Annotated in this window: 12 protein-coding genes and 1 pseudogene; 6 read left to right on the forward strand and 7 right to left on the reverse strand. The window is 70.1% G+C overall.

Annotated elements, in window-relative coordinates:
• Nucleotides 1-21: 21 nt before the first annotated feature.
• Genes ACKTSN_RS10705 through ACKTSN_RS10720 form a run of 4 tightly spaced genes read left to right on the forward strand, consistent with a single transcriptional unit; the run spans nucleotide 22 to nucleotide 3,572 of the window.
• Nucleotides 22-1,125 carry an aliphatic sulfonate ABC transporter substrate-binding protein gene (locus ACKTSN_RS10705; RefSeq protein ID WP_409468885.1) on the forward strand — a complete coding sequence of 368 codons (1,104 nt, stop codon included), beginning with the start codon at nucleotides 22-24 and terminating at the stop codon, nucleotides 1,123-1,125.
• A 36-nt stretch (nucleotides 1,126-1,161) separates the two neighbouring features.
• Complete coding sequence (locus ACKTSN_RS10710; RefSeq protein WP_409468886.1) at nucleotides 1,162-1,950, forward strand: ABC transporter ATP-binding protein; 789 nt, start codon at nucleotides 1,162-1,164, stop codon at nucleotides 1,948-1,950.
• Entirely contained in the window at nucleotides 1,937-2,830 is an 894-nt protein-coding gene (locus ACKTSN_RS10715) for an ABC transporter permease (RefSeq protein WP_409468887.1), read from the forward strand. Before ACKTSN_RS10710 ends, ACKTSN_RS10715 begins: the two co-directional genes overlap by 14 nt.
• A gap of 4 nt (nucleotides 2,831-2,834) precedes the next feature.
• Entirely contained in the window at nucleotides 2,835-3,572 is a 738-nt protein-coding gene (locus ACKTSN_RS10720) for a sirohydrochlorin chelatase (RefSeq protein WP_409468888.1), read from the forward strand.
• Nucleotides 3,573-3,596: 24 nt separating this feature from the next.
• On the opposite strand, the gene ACKTSN_RS10725 is transcribed toward ACKTSN_RS10720, so the two are convergent.
• Nucleotides 3,597-4,154, reverse strand: a complete 558-nt coding sequence (locus ACKTSN_RS10725; RefSeq protein WP_409468889.1) for a DUF1697 domain-containing protein — start codon at nucleotides 4,152-4,154, stop codon at nucleotides 3,597-3,599.
• 372 nt (nucleotides 4,155-4,526) lie between these two features.
• On the opposite strand from ACKTSN_RS10725, the gene ACKTSN_RS10730 reads away from it, so the two are divergent.
• Nucleotides 4,527-6,782, forward strand: a complete 2,256-nt coding sequence (locus ACKTSN_RS10730; RefSeq protein WP_409468890.1) for an MMPL family transporter — start codon at nucleotides 4,527-4,529, stop codon at nucleotides 6,780-6,782.
• A 68-nt stretch (nucleotides 6,783-6,850) separates the two neighbouring features.
• Here ACKTSN_RS10730 and mgt read toward each other — a convergent pair.
• From mgt to ACKTSN_RS10755, 5 genes and pseudogenes are all read right to left on the reverse strand, one after another.
• Nucleotides 6,851-8,072 (reverse strand): annotated as a pseudogene (gene mgt / locus ACKTSN_RS10735) (macrolide-inactivating glycosyltransferase).
• Between the two features lie 10 nt (nucleotides 8,073-8,082).
• Nucleotides 8,083-8,862, reverse strand: a complete 780-nt coding sequence (erm(O), locus tag ACKTSN_RS10740) for a 23S rRNA (adenine(2058)-N(6))-methyltransferase Erm(O) (protein WP_409468891.1) — start codon at nucleotides 8,860-8,862, stop codon at nucleotides 8,083-8,085.
• 308 nt (nucleotides 8,863-9,170) lie between these two features.
• Entirely contained in the window at nucleotides 9,171-10,451 is a 1,281-nt protein-coding gene (locus ACKTSN_RS10745) for an ABC transporter substrate-binding protein (RefSeq protein WP_409468892.1), read from the reverse strand.
• Nucleotides 10,451-11,284, reverse strand: a complete 834-nt coding sequence (locus ACKTSN_RS10750; protein ID WP_409468893.1) for a carbohydrate ABC transporter permease — start codon at nucleotides 11,282-11,284, stop codon at nucleotides 10,451-10,453. Before ACKTSN_RS10750 ends, ACKTSN_RS10745 begins: the two co-directional genes overlap by 1 nt.
• Complete coding sequence (locus ACKTSN_RS10755; RefSeq protein ID WP_409468894.1) at nucleotides 11,281-12,216, reverse strand: carbohydrate ABC transporter permease; 936 nt, start codon at nucleotides 12,214-12,216, stop codon at nucleotides 11,281-11,283. Before ACKTSN_RS10755 ends, ACKTSN_RS10750 begins: the two co-directional genes overlap by 4 nt.
• Nucleotides 12,217-12,388: 172 nt before the next feature.
• Here ACKTSN_RS10755 and ACKTSN_RS10760 point away from each other — a divergent pair, with 172 nt between their 5' ends.
• Entirely contained in the window at nucleotides 12,389-13,252 is an 864-nt protein-coding gene (locus tag ACKTSN_RS10760; protein WP_409468895.1) for a phosphotransferase enzyme family protein, read from the forward strand.
• Between the two features lie 210 nt (nucleotides 13,253-13,462).
• Here ACKTSN_RS10760 and ACKTSN_RS10765 read toward each other — a convergent pair whose 3' ends face one another.
• A complete protein-coding gene (locus tag ACKTSN_RS10765) occupies nucleotides 13,463-14,200 on the reverse strand; it encodes a 3'-5' exonuclease (RefSeq protein WP_409468896.1) in 738 nt (245 codons plus the stop codon).
• Between the last annotated feature and the right edge of the window lie 61 nt (nucleotides 14,201-14,261).

Below are 14,261 nucleotides of genomic sequence, written 5' to 3' on the forward strand. Positions count from 1 at the left end.
CCAACGAGAGGACCACCTCCCGTGCCTGCCACCACCGCCCTCCGCCGCACTCTCGCAGCGATAACCGCACTCCCCCTCCTCGCGCTCGCCGGCTGCGGCTACGGCTCCCAGACGCAGGACGACACCAAGCAGCAGGTCGTCGCCGGCGCGAAGAAGATCGACGGTCTCGACAGCGTGAAGATCGGCTACTTCGGCAACCTCACCCACGCGACCGCGCTGGTGGGCCAGAACGAGGGGCTGTTCCAGAAGGAGCTGGGCGGAACGAAGGCGGAGTACGCGACCTTCAACGCCGGCCCCTCCGAGATCGAGGCGCTCAACTCGGGGTCCATCGACATCGGCTGGATCGGCCCGTCCCCGGCGATCAACGGATACATCAAGTCGGGCGGCAAGAACCTGAGGATCATCGGCGGTTCGGCGTCGGGCGGCGTGAAGCTGGTGGTCAACCCCGAGAAGATCAAGACCCTGGACGACGTCAAGGGCAAGAAGATCGCGACCCCGCAGCTCGGCAACACGCAGGACGTGGCGTTCCTCAACTGGATCGCCGAGCAGGGCTGGAAGGTCGACGCGGAGAGCGGCCAGGGCGACGTCTCGGTCGTCCGCACGGACAACAAGATCACGCCGGACGCCTACAAGTCGGGCTCCATCGACGGCGCGTGGGTGCCGGAGCCGACCGCGTCCAAGCTGGTCGCCGAGGGCGCGAAGGTGCTGCTCGACGAGGCCGACCTGTGGCCCGACAAGAAGTTCGTGATCACGAACATCATCGTGTCGCAGAAGTTCCTCAAGGATCACCCGAAGGCCGTCGAGGCGGTACTGCGCGCGTCCGTGAAGACCAACGCATGGATCAACGCCAACCCGGACCAGGCCAAGGCCTCCGCGAACGCCCAGCTCAAGGTGGACTCGGGCAAGGAGCTGCCGGCCGAGGTGCTCGACCCGGCGTGGGAGTCCATCCACATCACCGACGACCCCCTCGCCGCCACCCTCGACACCGAGGCCGAGCACGCCGTCGAGGCAGGGCTGCTGGAGCAGCCGGACCTGAACGGCATCTACGACCTCACGCTGCTCAACAAGGTCCTCGCCGCCGAGGGCAAGCCGACCGTCGACGACGCCGGTCTCGGCGCCCAGTAATCCCACGCCCCGTTGAGTTCCCAGGAGGTGACGACCATGGCAACCGCCCTCGCCAAGGCCGCCGACGCCGGTACGTCGGTCGAGTACTCCGCACGCATCGAGCATGTCTCGAAGTCCTTCGCCGGCCCCGCCGGGCAGCAGCTCGTCCTCGACGACATCACGCTCGATGTCGCGCCCGGCGAGTTCGTCACCCTCCTGGGCGCCTCGGGCTGCGGCAAGTCGACGCTGCTCAACCTGGTGGCGGGCCTCGACCGGCCGACCGCCGGTGACATCACGACCGACGGCCGGCCTGCCCTGATGTTCCAGGAGCACGCCCTGTTCCCGTGGCTGACCGCGGGCAAGAACATCGAACTCGCCCTGAAACTGCGCGGCATGCCCAAGGCGGAGCGCCGCGGCCGCGCCGAGGAGCTGCTGGTGCTGGTCCGGCTGCAGGGGGCGTACGGCAAGCGGGTGCACGAACTGTCCGGCGGTATGCGCCAGCGTGTCGCGCTGGCCCGTGCGCTCGCCCAGGACAGCAGGCTGCTGCTGATGGACGAGCCTTTCGCGGCGCTGGACGCGATCACCCGTGACGTGCTGCACGACGAACTGACCCGGATCTGGCGCGAGACGGGGCTGTCGGTGCTGTTCGTGACGCACAACGTGCGCGAGGCGGTCCGGCTCGCCGAGCGCGTCGTCCTGCTCTCCTCCCGTCCCGGTCGCGTGGCCCGGGAGTGGCGGGTCGACATTCCGCAGCCGCGCCGTATCGAGGACGCCGCCGTGGCGGAGCTGTCCCTGGAGATCACCGAAGAACTGCGTGGGGAGATCCGCCGCCATGGCCAGCACTGAAACGCCCGCCGTCAAGGACGGCAACGACCTGGCCGGGCTCGAGGCGGGCCTGGACGCCCTGGAGACGGTCCAGACGGGCCGTACACCGTTCCGTACGACCTTCACGCAGAAGATCGTGCCGCCGGTCACCGCGATCGTGCTGGTGCTGCTGGTGTGGCAGGCGCTGGTCTCGTTCAACATCGTCGACGACCCGAGCAAGCTGCCCTCCCCCGGGGACGTGTGGGGCGAGGTCGAGGACGCCTGGCTGCAGGGCACGCTTCTGGACTACATCTGGACCAGCGTCTCGCGTGGTCTGCTGGGCTTCCTGATGGCGCTGGCGATCGGCACACCGCTGGGCCTGCTGGTGGCCCGGGTGAGGTTCGTACGGGCCGCGATCGGGCCGATCCTGTCGGGTCTGCAGTCGCTGCCGTCCGTGGCGTGGGTGCCGCCGGCCGTGATCTGGCTCGGCCTGAACAACTCGATGATGTACGCGGTGATCCTGCTCGGCGCCGTCCCGTCCATCGCCAACGGCCTTGTCTCCGGTGTCGACCAGGTGCCGCCGCTGTTCCTGCGGGCGGGCCGCACGATGGGCGCGACGGGCCTGAGGGGCACCTGGCACATCGTGATGCCGGCCGCGCTGCCCGGCTACCTGGCCGGTCTGAAGCAGGGCTGGGCGTTCTCATGGCGGTCGCTGATGGCCGCCGAGATCATCGCGTCCTCGCCGGAACTCGGTGTGGGACTCGGCCAGTTGCTGGAGAACGGCCGCAACACCAGCTCCATGTCCATGGTGTTCCTCGCCATCCTGCTGATCCTGGTCGTCGGCATCGCGATCGACCTGCTGATCTTCAGCCCGCTGGAGCGGCGGGTGCTGCGCAGCCGCGGCCTGTTGGCGAAGAGCTGATCCCATGCGCAACCCGGTACTCCTCGTCATCGCCCACGGCAGCCGCGACCCGCGGCACGCCGCGACCGTGCACGCCCTCGTGCGGCGGGTACGGTCGCTGCGGCCGGGGCTGCGCGTGGAGACCGGTTTCCTGGACTTCAACGTCCCGTCCGTGCAGCGCGTACTGGAGTCTCTCGCAGCGGAGGGTGTCCGCGATGTCGTGGCCCTTCCCCTCCTGCTGACCCGGGCGTTCCATGCGAAGGCCGACATCCCGGCGGTCCTGCGGGACGCGCCGCGGCAGCTCCGGATCCGCCAGGCGGAGGTGCTGGGTCCCTCCCCGCTGCTGCTGTCGGCGCTCGAACGCCGACTGTACGAGGCGGGCCTGACGCCGGCCGACAAGCCCTCGACCGGGGTCGTGCTGGCCTCGGCGGGCTCCACCGACCCGGAGGCGATCGCGGTGATCGCAGAAATCGCGCGGGAGTGGCGGCACACCGGTTGGTGCGCCGTGCGACCTGCGTTCGCCTCCGCATCCCTTCCCCGCACCGAGGACGCGGTCCGCGAACTGCGGGCGCTCGGCTGCCGGCGGATCGCCGTCGCCCCGTACGTCCTGGCCCCCGGCTTTCTGCCGGACCGCATCGCACGGGGCGCGGCCGAGGCGGACGTACTCGCCGATGTCCTCGGCCCGGCGCCGGAGGTGGCACGGGTGCTGCTGGAACGGTACGACGGGGCGCGGACGCCGCTGCGGGCGGTGGTCGGCGCCTGAGGGCCGCCCGGGCGGCGGCCACGGTCACCCTGCCGTCGGCTCGGTGAGCTCCACCAGCTTGACGACCGTGTTCCAGTTCCGGGTCGTGGCGATCAGGCCCTTGTTCAGCCGCGGCCTGGCCAGGTACTCGCCGAGCTTGGACCGGCCGAGGCCGTTCGGTGCGTACAGGTACAGGGCGCGGTCGCCGAGCCGGAACTCCTCGGGGAGGAAGGCGGCCTGGTCGATCTCCGCGAAGCGTTCGGCGTCGACGGGCACGGAGAAGTACGTGACGTGGAGTTGCTTGGCCTCCAGGTCGGCGGCCGGGAAGGGACAGTCCTCGGCTATCGCCTTCAGGTAGGCGTGGTCACGCACGATCACCTCGACGCCGAAGCCGAACTTCTGCTCGACAGCCCGGGTGAGCTCGGTGGCCAGGGACTCCTCGTCGCCGTGCTCGCTCGTGAACACGGCCTGACCGCTCTGCAGATACGTGCGTACACCGTCGTAGCCGAGGCTCTCCATAAGGGTGCGCAGTTCGGCCATCGGCATCTTCTTGGCGCCGCCCACGTTGATTCCGCGCAGCAGCGCCGCATACGTCGTCGTCACCCGCACACCATAAGCGGCCGTCGTGCCCCGTGGGGGCGGGCACGACGGCCGCGTCCCTGTGGTGCGGGTTGCGCGAAACTCTGGCCGATGGGCGGGCCCGGATCAACACCTACACGTACCTGTGACTTGTTCAACAAGGTTTCGTAATCACAAACGGTGCGAAGGGGATCCCTGATCGCCGGCCCCGACAACTCCCGATGGATGTAAGGGGCCGCTGTCCTCCCCAGTGGTGAGAGGAGGGGGGCCGTCGGGAGGACCCGGGCGCCCGGCGCTTCACCGGGCAGCACGACGAGATGGCTTTATCCGGCCCATACCTTCGAAGCGAAAGGTGGCGGCAGGGGGCCGCCGCCGCTCACGAGGGGGCAGCCCGTCATGGGGAACCGAGAAACACGGGTGCGGGGACTCGCCGCCCGGGCAGGCGGCTGGAGCGCCCGGCACCGATGGGCGGCCGTCGGAATCTGGGTGCTGTTCGTCGTACTGGCGATGGGGCTCGGTTCGGCGGCGGGCCGAGTCGACGTCGCGGACAGCGACCAGCTCAAGGGCGAGACGCACACCGCCGCCAGGATCATCGAGGACGCCGGCATCGAGGAACCGGCCGCCGAGACCGTGCTGATCCAGTCCAGGGACGGCAGCGTGAAGGCGACGGACCCGGAGTTCCGGGCCGCCGTCACCGCCGTCGTCGAGGCCGTCGACGCGACCGGTGAGGTCACGGACATCACCACGCCGTACGACACGAAGACGATCTCCGAGGACGGCCGCAGCGCGCTGGTGCAGTTCGACATGCGGGGGGAGTCGGACACCGCGGGTGAGCGCATCGAGCCGGTGCTGAAGGCCGTCGAGGACGTCCAGCAGAAGCACGAGTCGCTGCGGATCGAGGAGATCGGCGGCGCCAGCATGATGAAGACGTTCGACGACGCGTTCGGCGACGACTTCCAGAAGGCCGAGTACTCCGCCGTACCGGTGGCTCTCGGCATCCTGCTGATCGCCTTCGGCGCGCTGGTGGCGGCGCTGCTGCCGGTGCTGCTGGCGATCACCGCGATCATGGCGACGATGGGTCTGATGGGCCTCGTCAGCCATGTGATGCCGATGAGCGAGACCGCCAACTCCGTGATGCTGCTGGTCGGTCTGGCCGTCGGGGTCGACTACTGCCTGTTCTACCTGCGCCGCGAGCGTGAGGAACGGGAGGCCGGCCGGGACGCGCAGACCGCCCTGAGGGTCGCCGCCGCCACCAGTGGCCGGGCGATCATCGTCTCCGGTGTCACGGTGTGCGTGGCGATGGCCGGCATGCTGTTCACCGGGCTCGCCGAGTTCGAGGCGATGGGCCTGGCATCGCTGATGGTCGTGGCAGTCGCCATGGTCGGATCCGTGACCGTGCTGCCCGCGCTGCTGTCGCTGCTGGGCGGACGGGTGGAGAAGGGGCGGATTCCGTTCCTGCGCCGCCGTCGTCGTCAGGGCAACGGCTCCGGGGAGAGCCGGTTCTGGACGGCCGTGCTCAGGGGCGTGCTCGCCAGGCCCGTCGTCTCCGTCGTGGTAGCGGCCGGTGCGCTGCTCGCGATCGCGGCCCCCGCGGTCGGCATGAAGACGCAGAACCTCACCCTGGACCAGGAGTTCGGCGACTCGCTGCCCATCGTGCAGACGTACAACCGGGTCAACGAAGCCTTCCCGGGCGGCTCCGAACCTGCCGAGGTGGTCGTCAAGGCCGACGACATCAACGCGTCCGAGGTGCGGTCCGCCCTCGCCGACTTCCGTGAGCAGGCCGTCAGTTCGGGCGCCTCGCGCGGCCCGGTCGAGATCAAGCTGGACGACGCCGAGAACGTCGCTTTCGTATACGTCCCGCTGGTGGGCGGCTCCGACCTGGACAAGGCGGGCGCAAGCCTGGACAAGCTCCGCGACGAGGTACGGCCGGACACGCTCGGCAAGGTCGACGGCGTTCAGGCGCCGATCACCGGCGGGGTCGCCATGTCGAAGGACTTCAACGACCAGCTTGTCGGCTCGGTGGTCCCGGTCTTCGTGTTCGTCGTGGTCTTCGCGTTCCTGCTGATGCTGCTGTCGTTCCGCTCACTGACGATCGCGGTCACCTCCATCGTGCTGAACCTGCTGTCGGTGGGTGCGGCGTACGGCATCCTCGTCGCCGTCTTCCAGCACGGCTGGGGCGCCTCGCTGGTGGGCGCGGAGGGCGTCGGTGCCGTCGTCAGCTGGCTGCCGCTGTTCCTGTTCGTAATCCTGTTCGGCCTGTCGATGGACTACCACGTGTTCGTGGTCTCGCGGATCCGCGAGGCGCGACTGCGGGGCCGTACGACGCGGGACGCCATCACGCACGGCGTGGTCACCACGGCCGGGGTCGTCACCAGCGCCGCCGTCATCATGGTCGCCGTGTTCGCGATCTTCGGGACGCTGTCCATGCAGTCCATGAAGCAGATGGGCGTGGGCCTGGCGGCCGCGGTGCTGATCGACGCGACGATCATCCGCGGCGTGCTGCTGCCGGCGGTGATGGCGCTGCTCGGTGAGCGCAACTGGTACCTGCCGAAGTGGCTGAACCGGCTGCCGGACCTCACGCACGACGAGTCGGCCGAGGCGGTGGCGCAGCCGCGGCCGCCGGCGGTGGAGGGGGAACGGGTGGGGGTCTGACCCGCCTTGCGCCTTGCGCCGAGGGCCCGTTGGTTCCGGGGGAACCAACGGGCCCTCAGTTGTGCCTGCTACTTCCGGAGTTCGGCCTCGATGAGGTCGGCCGCCCGCTGCGTACCGCCCTCCTTCGCCATCTCCGCCCGGAGGTCCTTCAGTCGGCGGGCCACCTCCGGGTCGTCGACGAGCGCGAGCGCCGCCTCGCGCAGGGTTTCCGCGGTGGCCTGCTCCGCCGGCACATGGCGGGCGACGCCGAGCGCCTGCAGCATGTCCGCGTTGCCGAACTGGTCGACGGCCTGCGGTACGGCGATCATCGGGGTGGCCGTGGCCATGCCCTCCTGGCTGCCGCCCGCACCGGCGTGCGTGACGAACAGGTCGGCCTGCTTGAGGATCGCCAGCTGCGGGACCCAGGAGCGTACGTCGACACTCTCGGGTACGTCCCCCAGCTCGGCCGGGTCCATGTGCTTGCCGATCTGAAGCACCAGGTGCCAGCCCGGCAGCTCACCGAACGCCTTGACGCACTCCCGGTAGAAGTCGGGCTGCTTGGTGAAGGCCGACCCGAGCGAGACGAGCACGACCTTCTCGGCGTCGGCGGGCCGCTGCCAGTCGCCCTCCGCGCTGCGGCCGCCCTGGCAGGCGCCGACGAAGGTGTGCACGGACTCGTCGACCCGGTCGGCGTTGGGCTGCAGCGCCTTGGGGATCAGGACGAGGGAACGGGCCGGGCGGCCGGCGAACGGATCGGGATGCTGGGTGATCCCGTTCTCCTCCAGCCAGCCCTGGAAGCGGGCGTAGTAGGCCCGGCCGCGCTCGGTCTTCTTCGGCTCCTCCCACATCGGCTCGGCGACCTCCTCCTCGTAGCCGTCCCAGGCGACCAGGTTCGGCGAGAGGGAGATCGCGGGCACGCCCCAGCGGTGGGCCAGCACCCGGGCCGGGTAGGAGGCGATGTCGTGCAGGACGAGGTCCGGCTCGTCGCCCTCGTACGCCTCGATCAGCTGCGGCAGCGCCTGAATGGCGTCGCCGAGGAAGGGCTCGACGTTGTCCAGCAGTGTGCTGCCCCACGCCTCCGGGTCGTCGTCGGGCGAGGGCAGCGTCGAGTTCCATAGCTTCACCTCGGCACCGGTTTCGGCGACCTTCTCCGCGAACACCGGCGGGATCGCATACGTCACCCGGTGCCCGCGCGCGACGAGCTCGCGGATCACCTCGAGGCTCGGGTTCACGTGGCCGTGGGCGGCGATGGAGAACATGGCGATGTGGGTCATGGCCAAGACCATAGGCGAGACGATACGTCTCGTGCAACTCGTTCTTCTCACGGCCCCAGCACCTCGTACAGCCGCAGCCAGCGCTGTGGCGCCACCTGGCCGACTAGCACGCCCGGATCCAGGCGCGCGGCACGGAACGCCGCGTCCACCCGGCGCCGGGGGCGGGTCCGGCGCAGCGACGCGTGCAACGAGCCGCCGATCCCTGTGAAGCCCAGCTCGACGAGGTCGCGCCATCCCGCGTACGCGGCGGCGTCGAGCAGCGGGGTGCGGCGGCGCTCGATGCGGACGATCCCGGCGTCGACGCGCGGCACGGGCCGGAAACTGTGCCGCCCGACCCGGCCGACCAGCCGCCACTCGTGGCGCGGCCAGGTCAGGATCGTCAGCTGGGTCCAGCTGCCGTAGTCCCCGGTGCGCTTGCGGGCGTACTCGAGCTGGGTGAGGAGTGTGGCGTCGGTGAGGGAGGGTGCGCGCAGGCACCAGTCGACGACGGCTGCGGTGCGCGAGAAGGGCACGTTTCCGGCGACGGAGAACGGCGTCCGCGGGGGCCGTGCTGCGAGGAAGTCACCGGCGGCCACGCGGACTTGGGGCATGCCGGAGAAGCGGGCGCGCAGCCCGGGAACGAGGCGGGGATCGATCTCGTACGCGATCAGCTCCCGGCAGCGCGGGGCGAGCGTGTCCGTCAACGCGCCCTTGCCCGCGCTGACTTCGAGGAGCAGAGGGGCGTGTCGCCGGTTCGGTACGGCGAGCCGGGCGAGGCGCTCCGTGGCGGCTCGGTCGGCGAGGAAGTTCTGCGAGAGCGCGCGGGAAACGCGGGTGGGGCGGGCCATGGCCTGCGGTCCTTGTCTTCCGTGAGGGTGAAGAGGGCAGACGAAGGCCCTGACCGGAAGACAGAGGGAAGAACGGCAGGCGAATCCGCACCGCGGACGATCGACGGACTACGGTCGGCGTACGACGGTCAGCGGACGTGGCTTCCCGGGCCGGTCAGGGCTGCGGGGCCACGGCGCATCCGGATGGAGTACGTGCAGCCCCGGCCGTGACCGGAGATGTAGATCGCGTTGATACCCACGAGCAGCACGCTAGGTGGGTGAGGAGTGCCGGGCAACGGGTTTTCCGCCGCTGCCGCGCCCTGATTTGCTCAGCGCTGATAGCGGGCGAGCACCAGATTGCCGTCCTCCTCCAGCCGTTCGCGGAGCTCGTCGAGGTCGATGGCACCGCTGTAGTACTCCTGGAAGGCGGGCGTGGCAACCTTGTCCTTCCACTCCGGGTAGCCCCGAACGGACTGCGCGGGCGCCGAGCGCAGGTGCTCGGCGAGGGCGGTGCCGGTGGCCCAGTCGTTCTCGGTGGTGTGCAGGGCCGGGTCCTTCAAAGCCTCGGTCCCGGTGGGCAGCATCCAGTCCCCCAGCGCCAGCCGCACCATGTTCTCCGGCCGTAGCAGGAAGTCGATGAACTCCGCCGCCTCCCGCTTGTGCGGACTGTCCTCGGCGATGGACAGCGTCTGGGGGCTGACGCCCTGGGTGAGCCCGTCGGCGCCCGCCGGGGCGGGCAGCACCTGCCAGTCGAAGCCCTTCGGCGCCTGCTGCACGATCTGCTGGCGGTAGGAGAAGCCGAGCGGGACCATCGCGTACCTGCCGCCGAAGAAGCCGGGCAGAGTGTCGGAGCCACCGCTGCCCAGGGTGGTGGGTGAGGCGCTGTGGTCGGTGTTGACCTGGTCGTGGACGGTGCGCGGCATCACCTCGTCGGCCGCCTCGAAACGGACGGCCACCTTGCCGTCGGCGCCACGGTGGAACAGCTGTCCCCCCGCCGACAGCGACAGGTTGAGGGTGGCCGAGACGGGCTCCTTGAGCGGCCAGGCGACGCCGTACTTGCCGTTCCCGCTCAGTTGGTCGGTGATCGTCCGGAACTCGGCCCAGCTCCACGGCTGTTCGGGCGTCGGAATGCGTACGCCTGCCTCCTTCAGCCACTTCGCGTTGGCGACGAGCACCCGCGGTTCCTGGAGGAACGGCACGCCATAGATCCCGTCCCCGAAGGTCGCCGTATCCCAACTGTGTTCTGGAATATCGGATTTGAGCCGCTGCGGCAGCAGGTCGGTCAGATCGGCGAGGTAGCCGCCGTACGCGAAGTCCGCGAGGTCGTCCGAGGCGTCGTGGATGATGTCCGGGGCCTCACCGCCCTCGAAGGAGGTGAGCAGCTGGTCGTGGACGCTGTCCCAACTTCCCTGGATGTACTCGACCTTGACGTCCGGATGGGTCGCGTTCCACTCCCTCACCAGCTCCTTGTTGGCCTCGACGGATTCCTCCTGCCAGGCCAGGGACTGGAAGCGCAGGGTGATACGGCCGTCGGAACCGCCACCGTCGTCGCCGCTGCATCCGGCGAGCAGCAGAGTCAGGACCAGGGCCAACAGCAGTCTCGTACGCATCAGTTCTTCACCGCCCCGGCGAGCATGCCGCCCGTGATCCGTCGCTGGATGACCGCGAACACGACCAGCGAGGGCGACGTCGCGAGGAACGCGGCGGCGGCCAGCGGGCCGAGGTCCGCCACGCCCTCGGCGCCGATGAAGTGCGTGAGGACGACCGGCAGGGTCTGCTTCTCGGGGGTCTTCAGCAGAACGAGCGCGAAGAAGAACTCGTTCCACGCAGTGACGAAGGCAAACAGAGCCGTCGCCACGATCCCCGGCGCCAGCAGCGGCGCGGTCACCGACACCAGCGTCCGCAACCGCCCGGCCCCGTCGACGGCCGCCGCCTCCTCCAGCTCGCGCGGCACCGCGCGGACGTACCCGGCGAGCATCCACAGCGCGAACGGCAGCGCCCACACGACGTACACCATGACCAGCCCCGGCACCGAGTTGATCAACCGCAGGTTCTTCAGGACCAGGAACAGCGGGATGATCACCAGCACGAGCGGGAACGCCTGGCTGACGACCACCCAGCCGGTCGCCGCCCGCGCGAGCGGGGTGCGGTGCCGGGCCATGACGTATGCCATCGGGGTCGCGAGCAGTACGGCGATCAGGGCGGCGCAGAGCGCGGCGATCAGGGAGTTGAGGGCGGCGTGCAGCAGTGGCTGTTCGTCGAAGGCCTGGCGGAAGTTGGCGAGGGTGGGATCCTTCGGGATCCAGGTGGGGTGCAGGCTGCCCAGTTCGCGCGGTGGTTTGAAGGCGGTGGAGATCAGCCAGAGGAAGGGGAAGGCGAGGAAGACGAGGTACGCGAGCAGTGCGACGTACTGCCCGACACGGCCCGCTCGGCTGGTCCTCATGCGTCGTCACCTCCCCTGAGCCGGCCCACCAGGAACAGGGCCAGGAGTATCGAGATCACCGCGACCATCACGCATCCCATCGCGGCCGCGTAGCCGAACTGCCCGTAACGGAAGGCCTCTTCATAGGCGAAGAGCATGGGCAGACGGGTTCGGCCGCCGGGTCCGCCGCTGGTGAGGACGTAGACCAGGGCGAAGGAGTTGAAGTTCCAGATCAGGTTGAGTGCCGTGATGGCGAGGGCGACCGGTCTGAGGGCGGGCCAGGTGACCGTGCGGAAGCGGCGCCAGGCGCCTGCGCCGTCCACGGCCGCCGCCTCGTGCAGTTCGCGCGGGGTGTTCTGCAGGCCGGCGAGCAGGGCGACCGTCGTGGTCGGCATCCCCGCCCAGATGCCCACGACGATCACGGCGGGCAGGGCGGTGCCGAGCCCGCTGAGCCAGTCGCGGCCGTCGCCGAGGCCCAGGTCGCGGAGCGTCTCGTTGAGGATGCCGGCGTCGGGGTTGTAGACAAGCCGCCACATGACGCCGACCACGACCTCGGGCATCGCCCACGGGACGATCGCGAGGGCGCGGGCCAGCCACCTGAGGCGCAGGTCCTGGTTGAGGAGGAGGGCGAGGCCGAGCGCCAGCAGGAACTGCGGCACGGTGACGCCGACGGCCCAGACCAGACCGATCCGGAACGATTCCCAGAACAGCGTGTCGTGCAGCAGATCCCGGAAGTTGAGACCGCCGATCCACTGGGTGGGCTGGGTCCGTCCGGACTGGGCGTCGGTGAAGGCCAGCAGGATGCCGTAGAGCAGCGGTCCGACGCTCAGGATCAGGATGGGGATCAGCGCGGGGAGTACGAGGAACCAGGCGCCGTGATCGGTGCCGCGCCGCTGCCTCTTGCTGCCCGGCGCGCGTCTCACCGATCTCTCCGCCTCGGTCACCAATGTCACGGAATCAGCCCCTTTGCGCGGCTCGGGTGGGCCCCGTCATGGTCGTGAAGGCCGCAGGCCTCGTCAAGGCACCGTGCACACGGCCCCGACCTGTGCGAATGCGAGACTGGCCGGTGGATGGCGGGAACCCGACGCCGTTCACGGAGGCGTACGACCACACGGAGGCGGACGGATGGACGAGGCACGGGCGCGGGACGTACTGGTCGCGGCGGGGGTACTGCCCGGTCCGGCGCGGGACGCGCGGCTGCTCGCCCTGGGCGAGAACGCGGTGTTCGCCGCCGGTGACCTGGTCGTCAAGGTGGGCCGTGACGCGGAGCTTTTTGACCGGGCGCGGCGCGAACTGGACATCGCGGTGTGGCTGGCCGAGGCGGGCGTACCGGCGGTGCGGGCGGCCGAACCCGAGGCGCTGCTGGTGGAGGGGCACCCGGTGACCGTGTGGCACCGGCTGCCCGATCCGGTACGGCCCGCCGAGCCACAGGATCTGGCCGAACTGCTACGGGTCGTCCACACCCTTCCCACGCCCTCCTTCGAGCTACCGCCCCGTGAGCTGCTGGGCGGAGTGGAGCGCTGGCTGCGGCTGGCGGGCGACGCGATCGATCCGGCGGACGCGGCGTATCTGCGTGAGCGGCGGGACGGGTTCGCGGCGGCAGCGGGTGGGCTGCCGCCTCATCTGCCGCCGGGGCCCATTCACGGGGACGCGCTCCCTCGGAACGTCCATGTCGGACCCGACGGTCCCGCCCTGGTCGACCTGGAGACCTTCTCCGCCGATCTGCGTGAGCACGATCTGGTGGTCATGGTGCTTTCCCGTGACCGATACGGGGTGCCTGCGACGGCTTATGACTCGTTTGTCGAGGCATACGGCTGGGATGTGCGGGAGTGGGAGGGGTGTTCGGTGCTGCGCGGCGCGCGAGAGACGGCCAGTTGTGCGTGGGTGGCTCAGCATGCGCCCAGCAATCCGAAGGCGTTGGTCGAGTTTCGGCGGCGGGTGGCTTCGTTGCGGGAGGGGGACGAGACGGTGCGGTGGTATTCGTTTTGAGCGCCTGAGGTTCGGGGGCTTTCTGTTGTAGGGCGACTGCCGGTGATATGTGGCTGGTCGCTCCCCCACTCTCGGCTTCTCCCCCCACTCTCGGCTTCGCTCGAGGGGGGACCCCCATGAGCGGGGGACCCCCATCGCGGCGGAGCCGCATATCGTCACAGCCCCGCGCCCCTCAGGGCGTCACCTGACCGTCAGCCTTTCGGTCCGGCCTCAGACCGTCTCGCCCGCCACCGGCTCCCCCGCCGGCTCCCTCAGCGGCCATGTCCCGTCGATCACCGCCGTCGCGTCGCCCTTGCGGCGCAGGAAGCTCTGGAAGTCCGCCGCCCACTCGGCGTACCACTCGATCTGGCGGCGGTGCAGTTCCGCCGGGCCGAGGGCCGCGATCTTGGGGTGGCGGGTGGCTATCGCGCAGGCCAGCCGGGCCGCGGCGAGGGCGTCGGCGGAGGCGTCGTGCGCGGAGTCGAGTGTGATGCCGTACTCCCGGCAGACCGCTTCGAGGTTGCGCTTGCCGCGGCGGTAGCGGTCGGCCCAGCGGTCGATGGTGTACGGGTCGATGACCGGGGCGGGATCCAGGCCGCCCAGGCGCTCGCGCAGGGACGGTAGTGCGTACCGCCGCAGCTCGGCGGAGAGCAGGCTCAGGTCGAAGGCCGCGTTGTAGGCGACGACCGGCACGCCTGTCTTCCAGTACGCCACGAGGACGTCCGCGATGGCGTCCGCCACCTGGTCGGCGGGGCGCCCCTCGGCGGCCGCGCGCTCGTTGCTGATCCCGTGGACCGCCACCGCGTCCGCCGGGATCTCCACGCCCGGATCCGCCAGCCATTCCTTGTGCCCTATGGGCTGCCCGTCCCTGACCTCGATCACGGCCCCCGTGACGATGCGCGCCTCGCGCGGATCCGTCCCGGTCGTCTCCAGGTCGAAGCCGATCAGCAGCTCCCGGTGCCAGCCCATGGGCGGCCCCCCTTCTTGGTGGTGCGTTCCCCCAGTGGCCTCCACCTTCCCATGCGCCACT

The sequence above is a fragment of the Streptomyces flavusporus genome, assembly GCF_046267975.1.
Taxonomy (GTDB): Bacteria; Actinomycetota; Actinomycetes; order Streptomycetales; family Streptomycetaceae; genus Streptomyces; species Streptomyces flavusporus.

Coding starts and splice junctions, on each gene's coding strand:
- ACKTSN_RS10760 (WP_409468895.1), top strand. CDS start 12,389: ATGGACGAGGCACGGGCGCGGGACGTACTGGTCGCGGCGGGGGTACTG.
- ACKTSN_RS10715 (WP_409468887.1), top strand. CDS start 1,937: ATGGCCAGCACTGAAACGCCCGCCGTCAAGGACGGCAACGACCTGGCC.
- ACKTSN_RS10710 (WP_409468886.1), top strand. CDS start 1,162: ATGGCAACCGCCCTCGCCAAGGCCGCCGACGCCGGTACGTCGGTCGAG.
- ACKTSN_RS10750 (WP_409468893.1), bottom strand. CDS start 11,284: ATGAGGACCAGCCGAGCGGGCCGTGTCGGGCAGTACGTCGCACTGCTC.
- ACKTSN_RS10745 (WP_409468892.1), bottom strand. CDS start 10,451: ATGCGTACGAGACTGCTGTTGGCCCTGGTCCTGACTCTGCTGCTCGCC.
- ACKTSN_RS10765 (WP_409468896.1), bottom strand. CDS start 14,200: ATGGGCTGGCACCGGGAGCTGCTGATCGGCTTCGACCTGGAGACGACC.
- ACKTSN_RS10730 (WP_409468890.1), top strand. CDS start 4,527: ATGGGGAACCGAGAAACACGGGTGCGGGGACTCGCCGCCCGGGCAGGC.
- ACKTSN_RS10720 (WP_409468888.1), top strand. CDS start 2,835: ATGCGCAACCCGGTACTCCTCGTCATCGCCCACGGCAGCCGCGACCCG.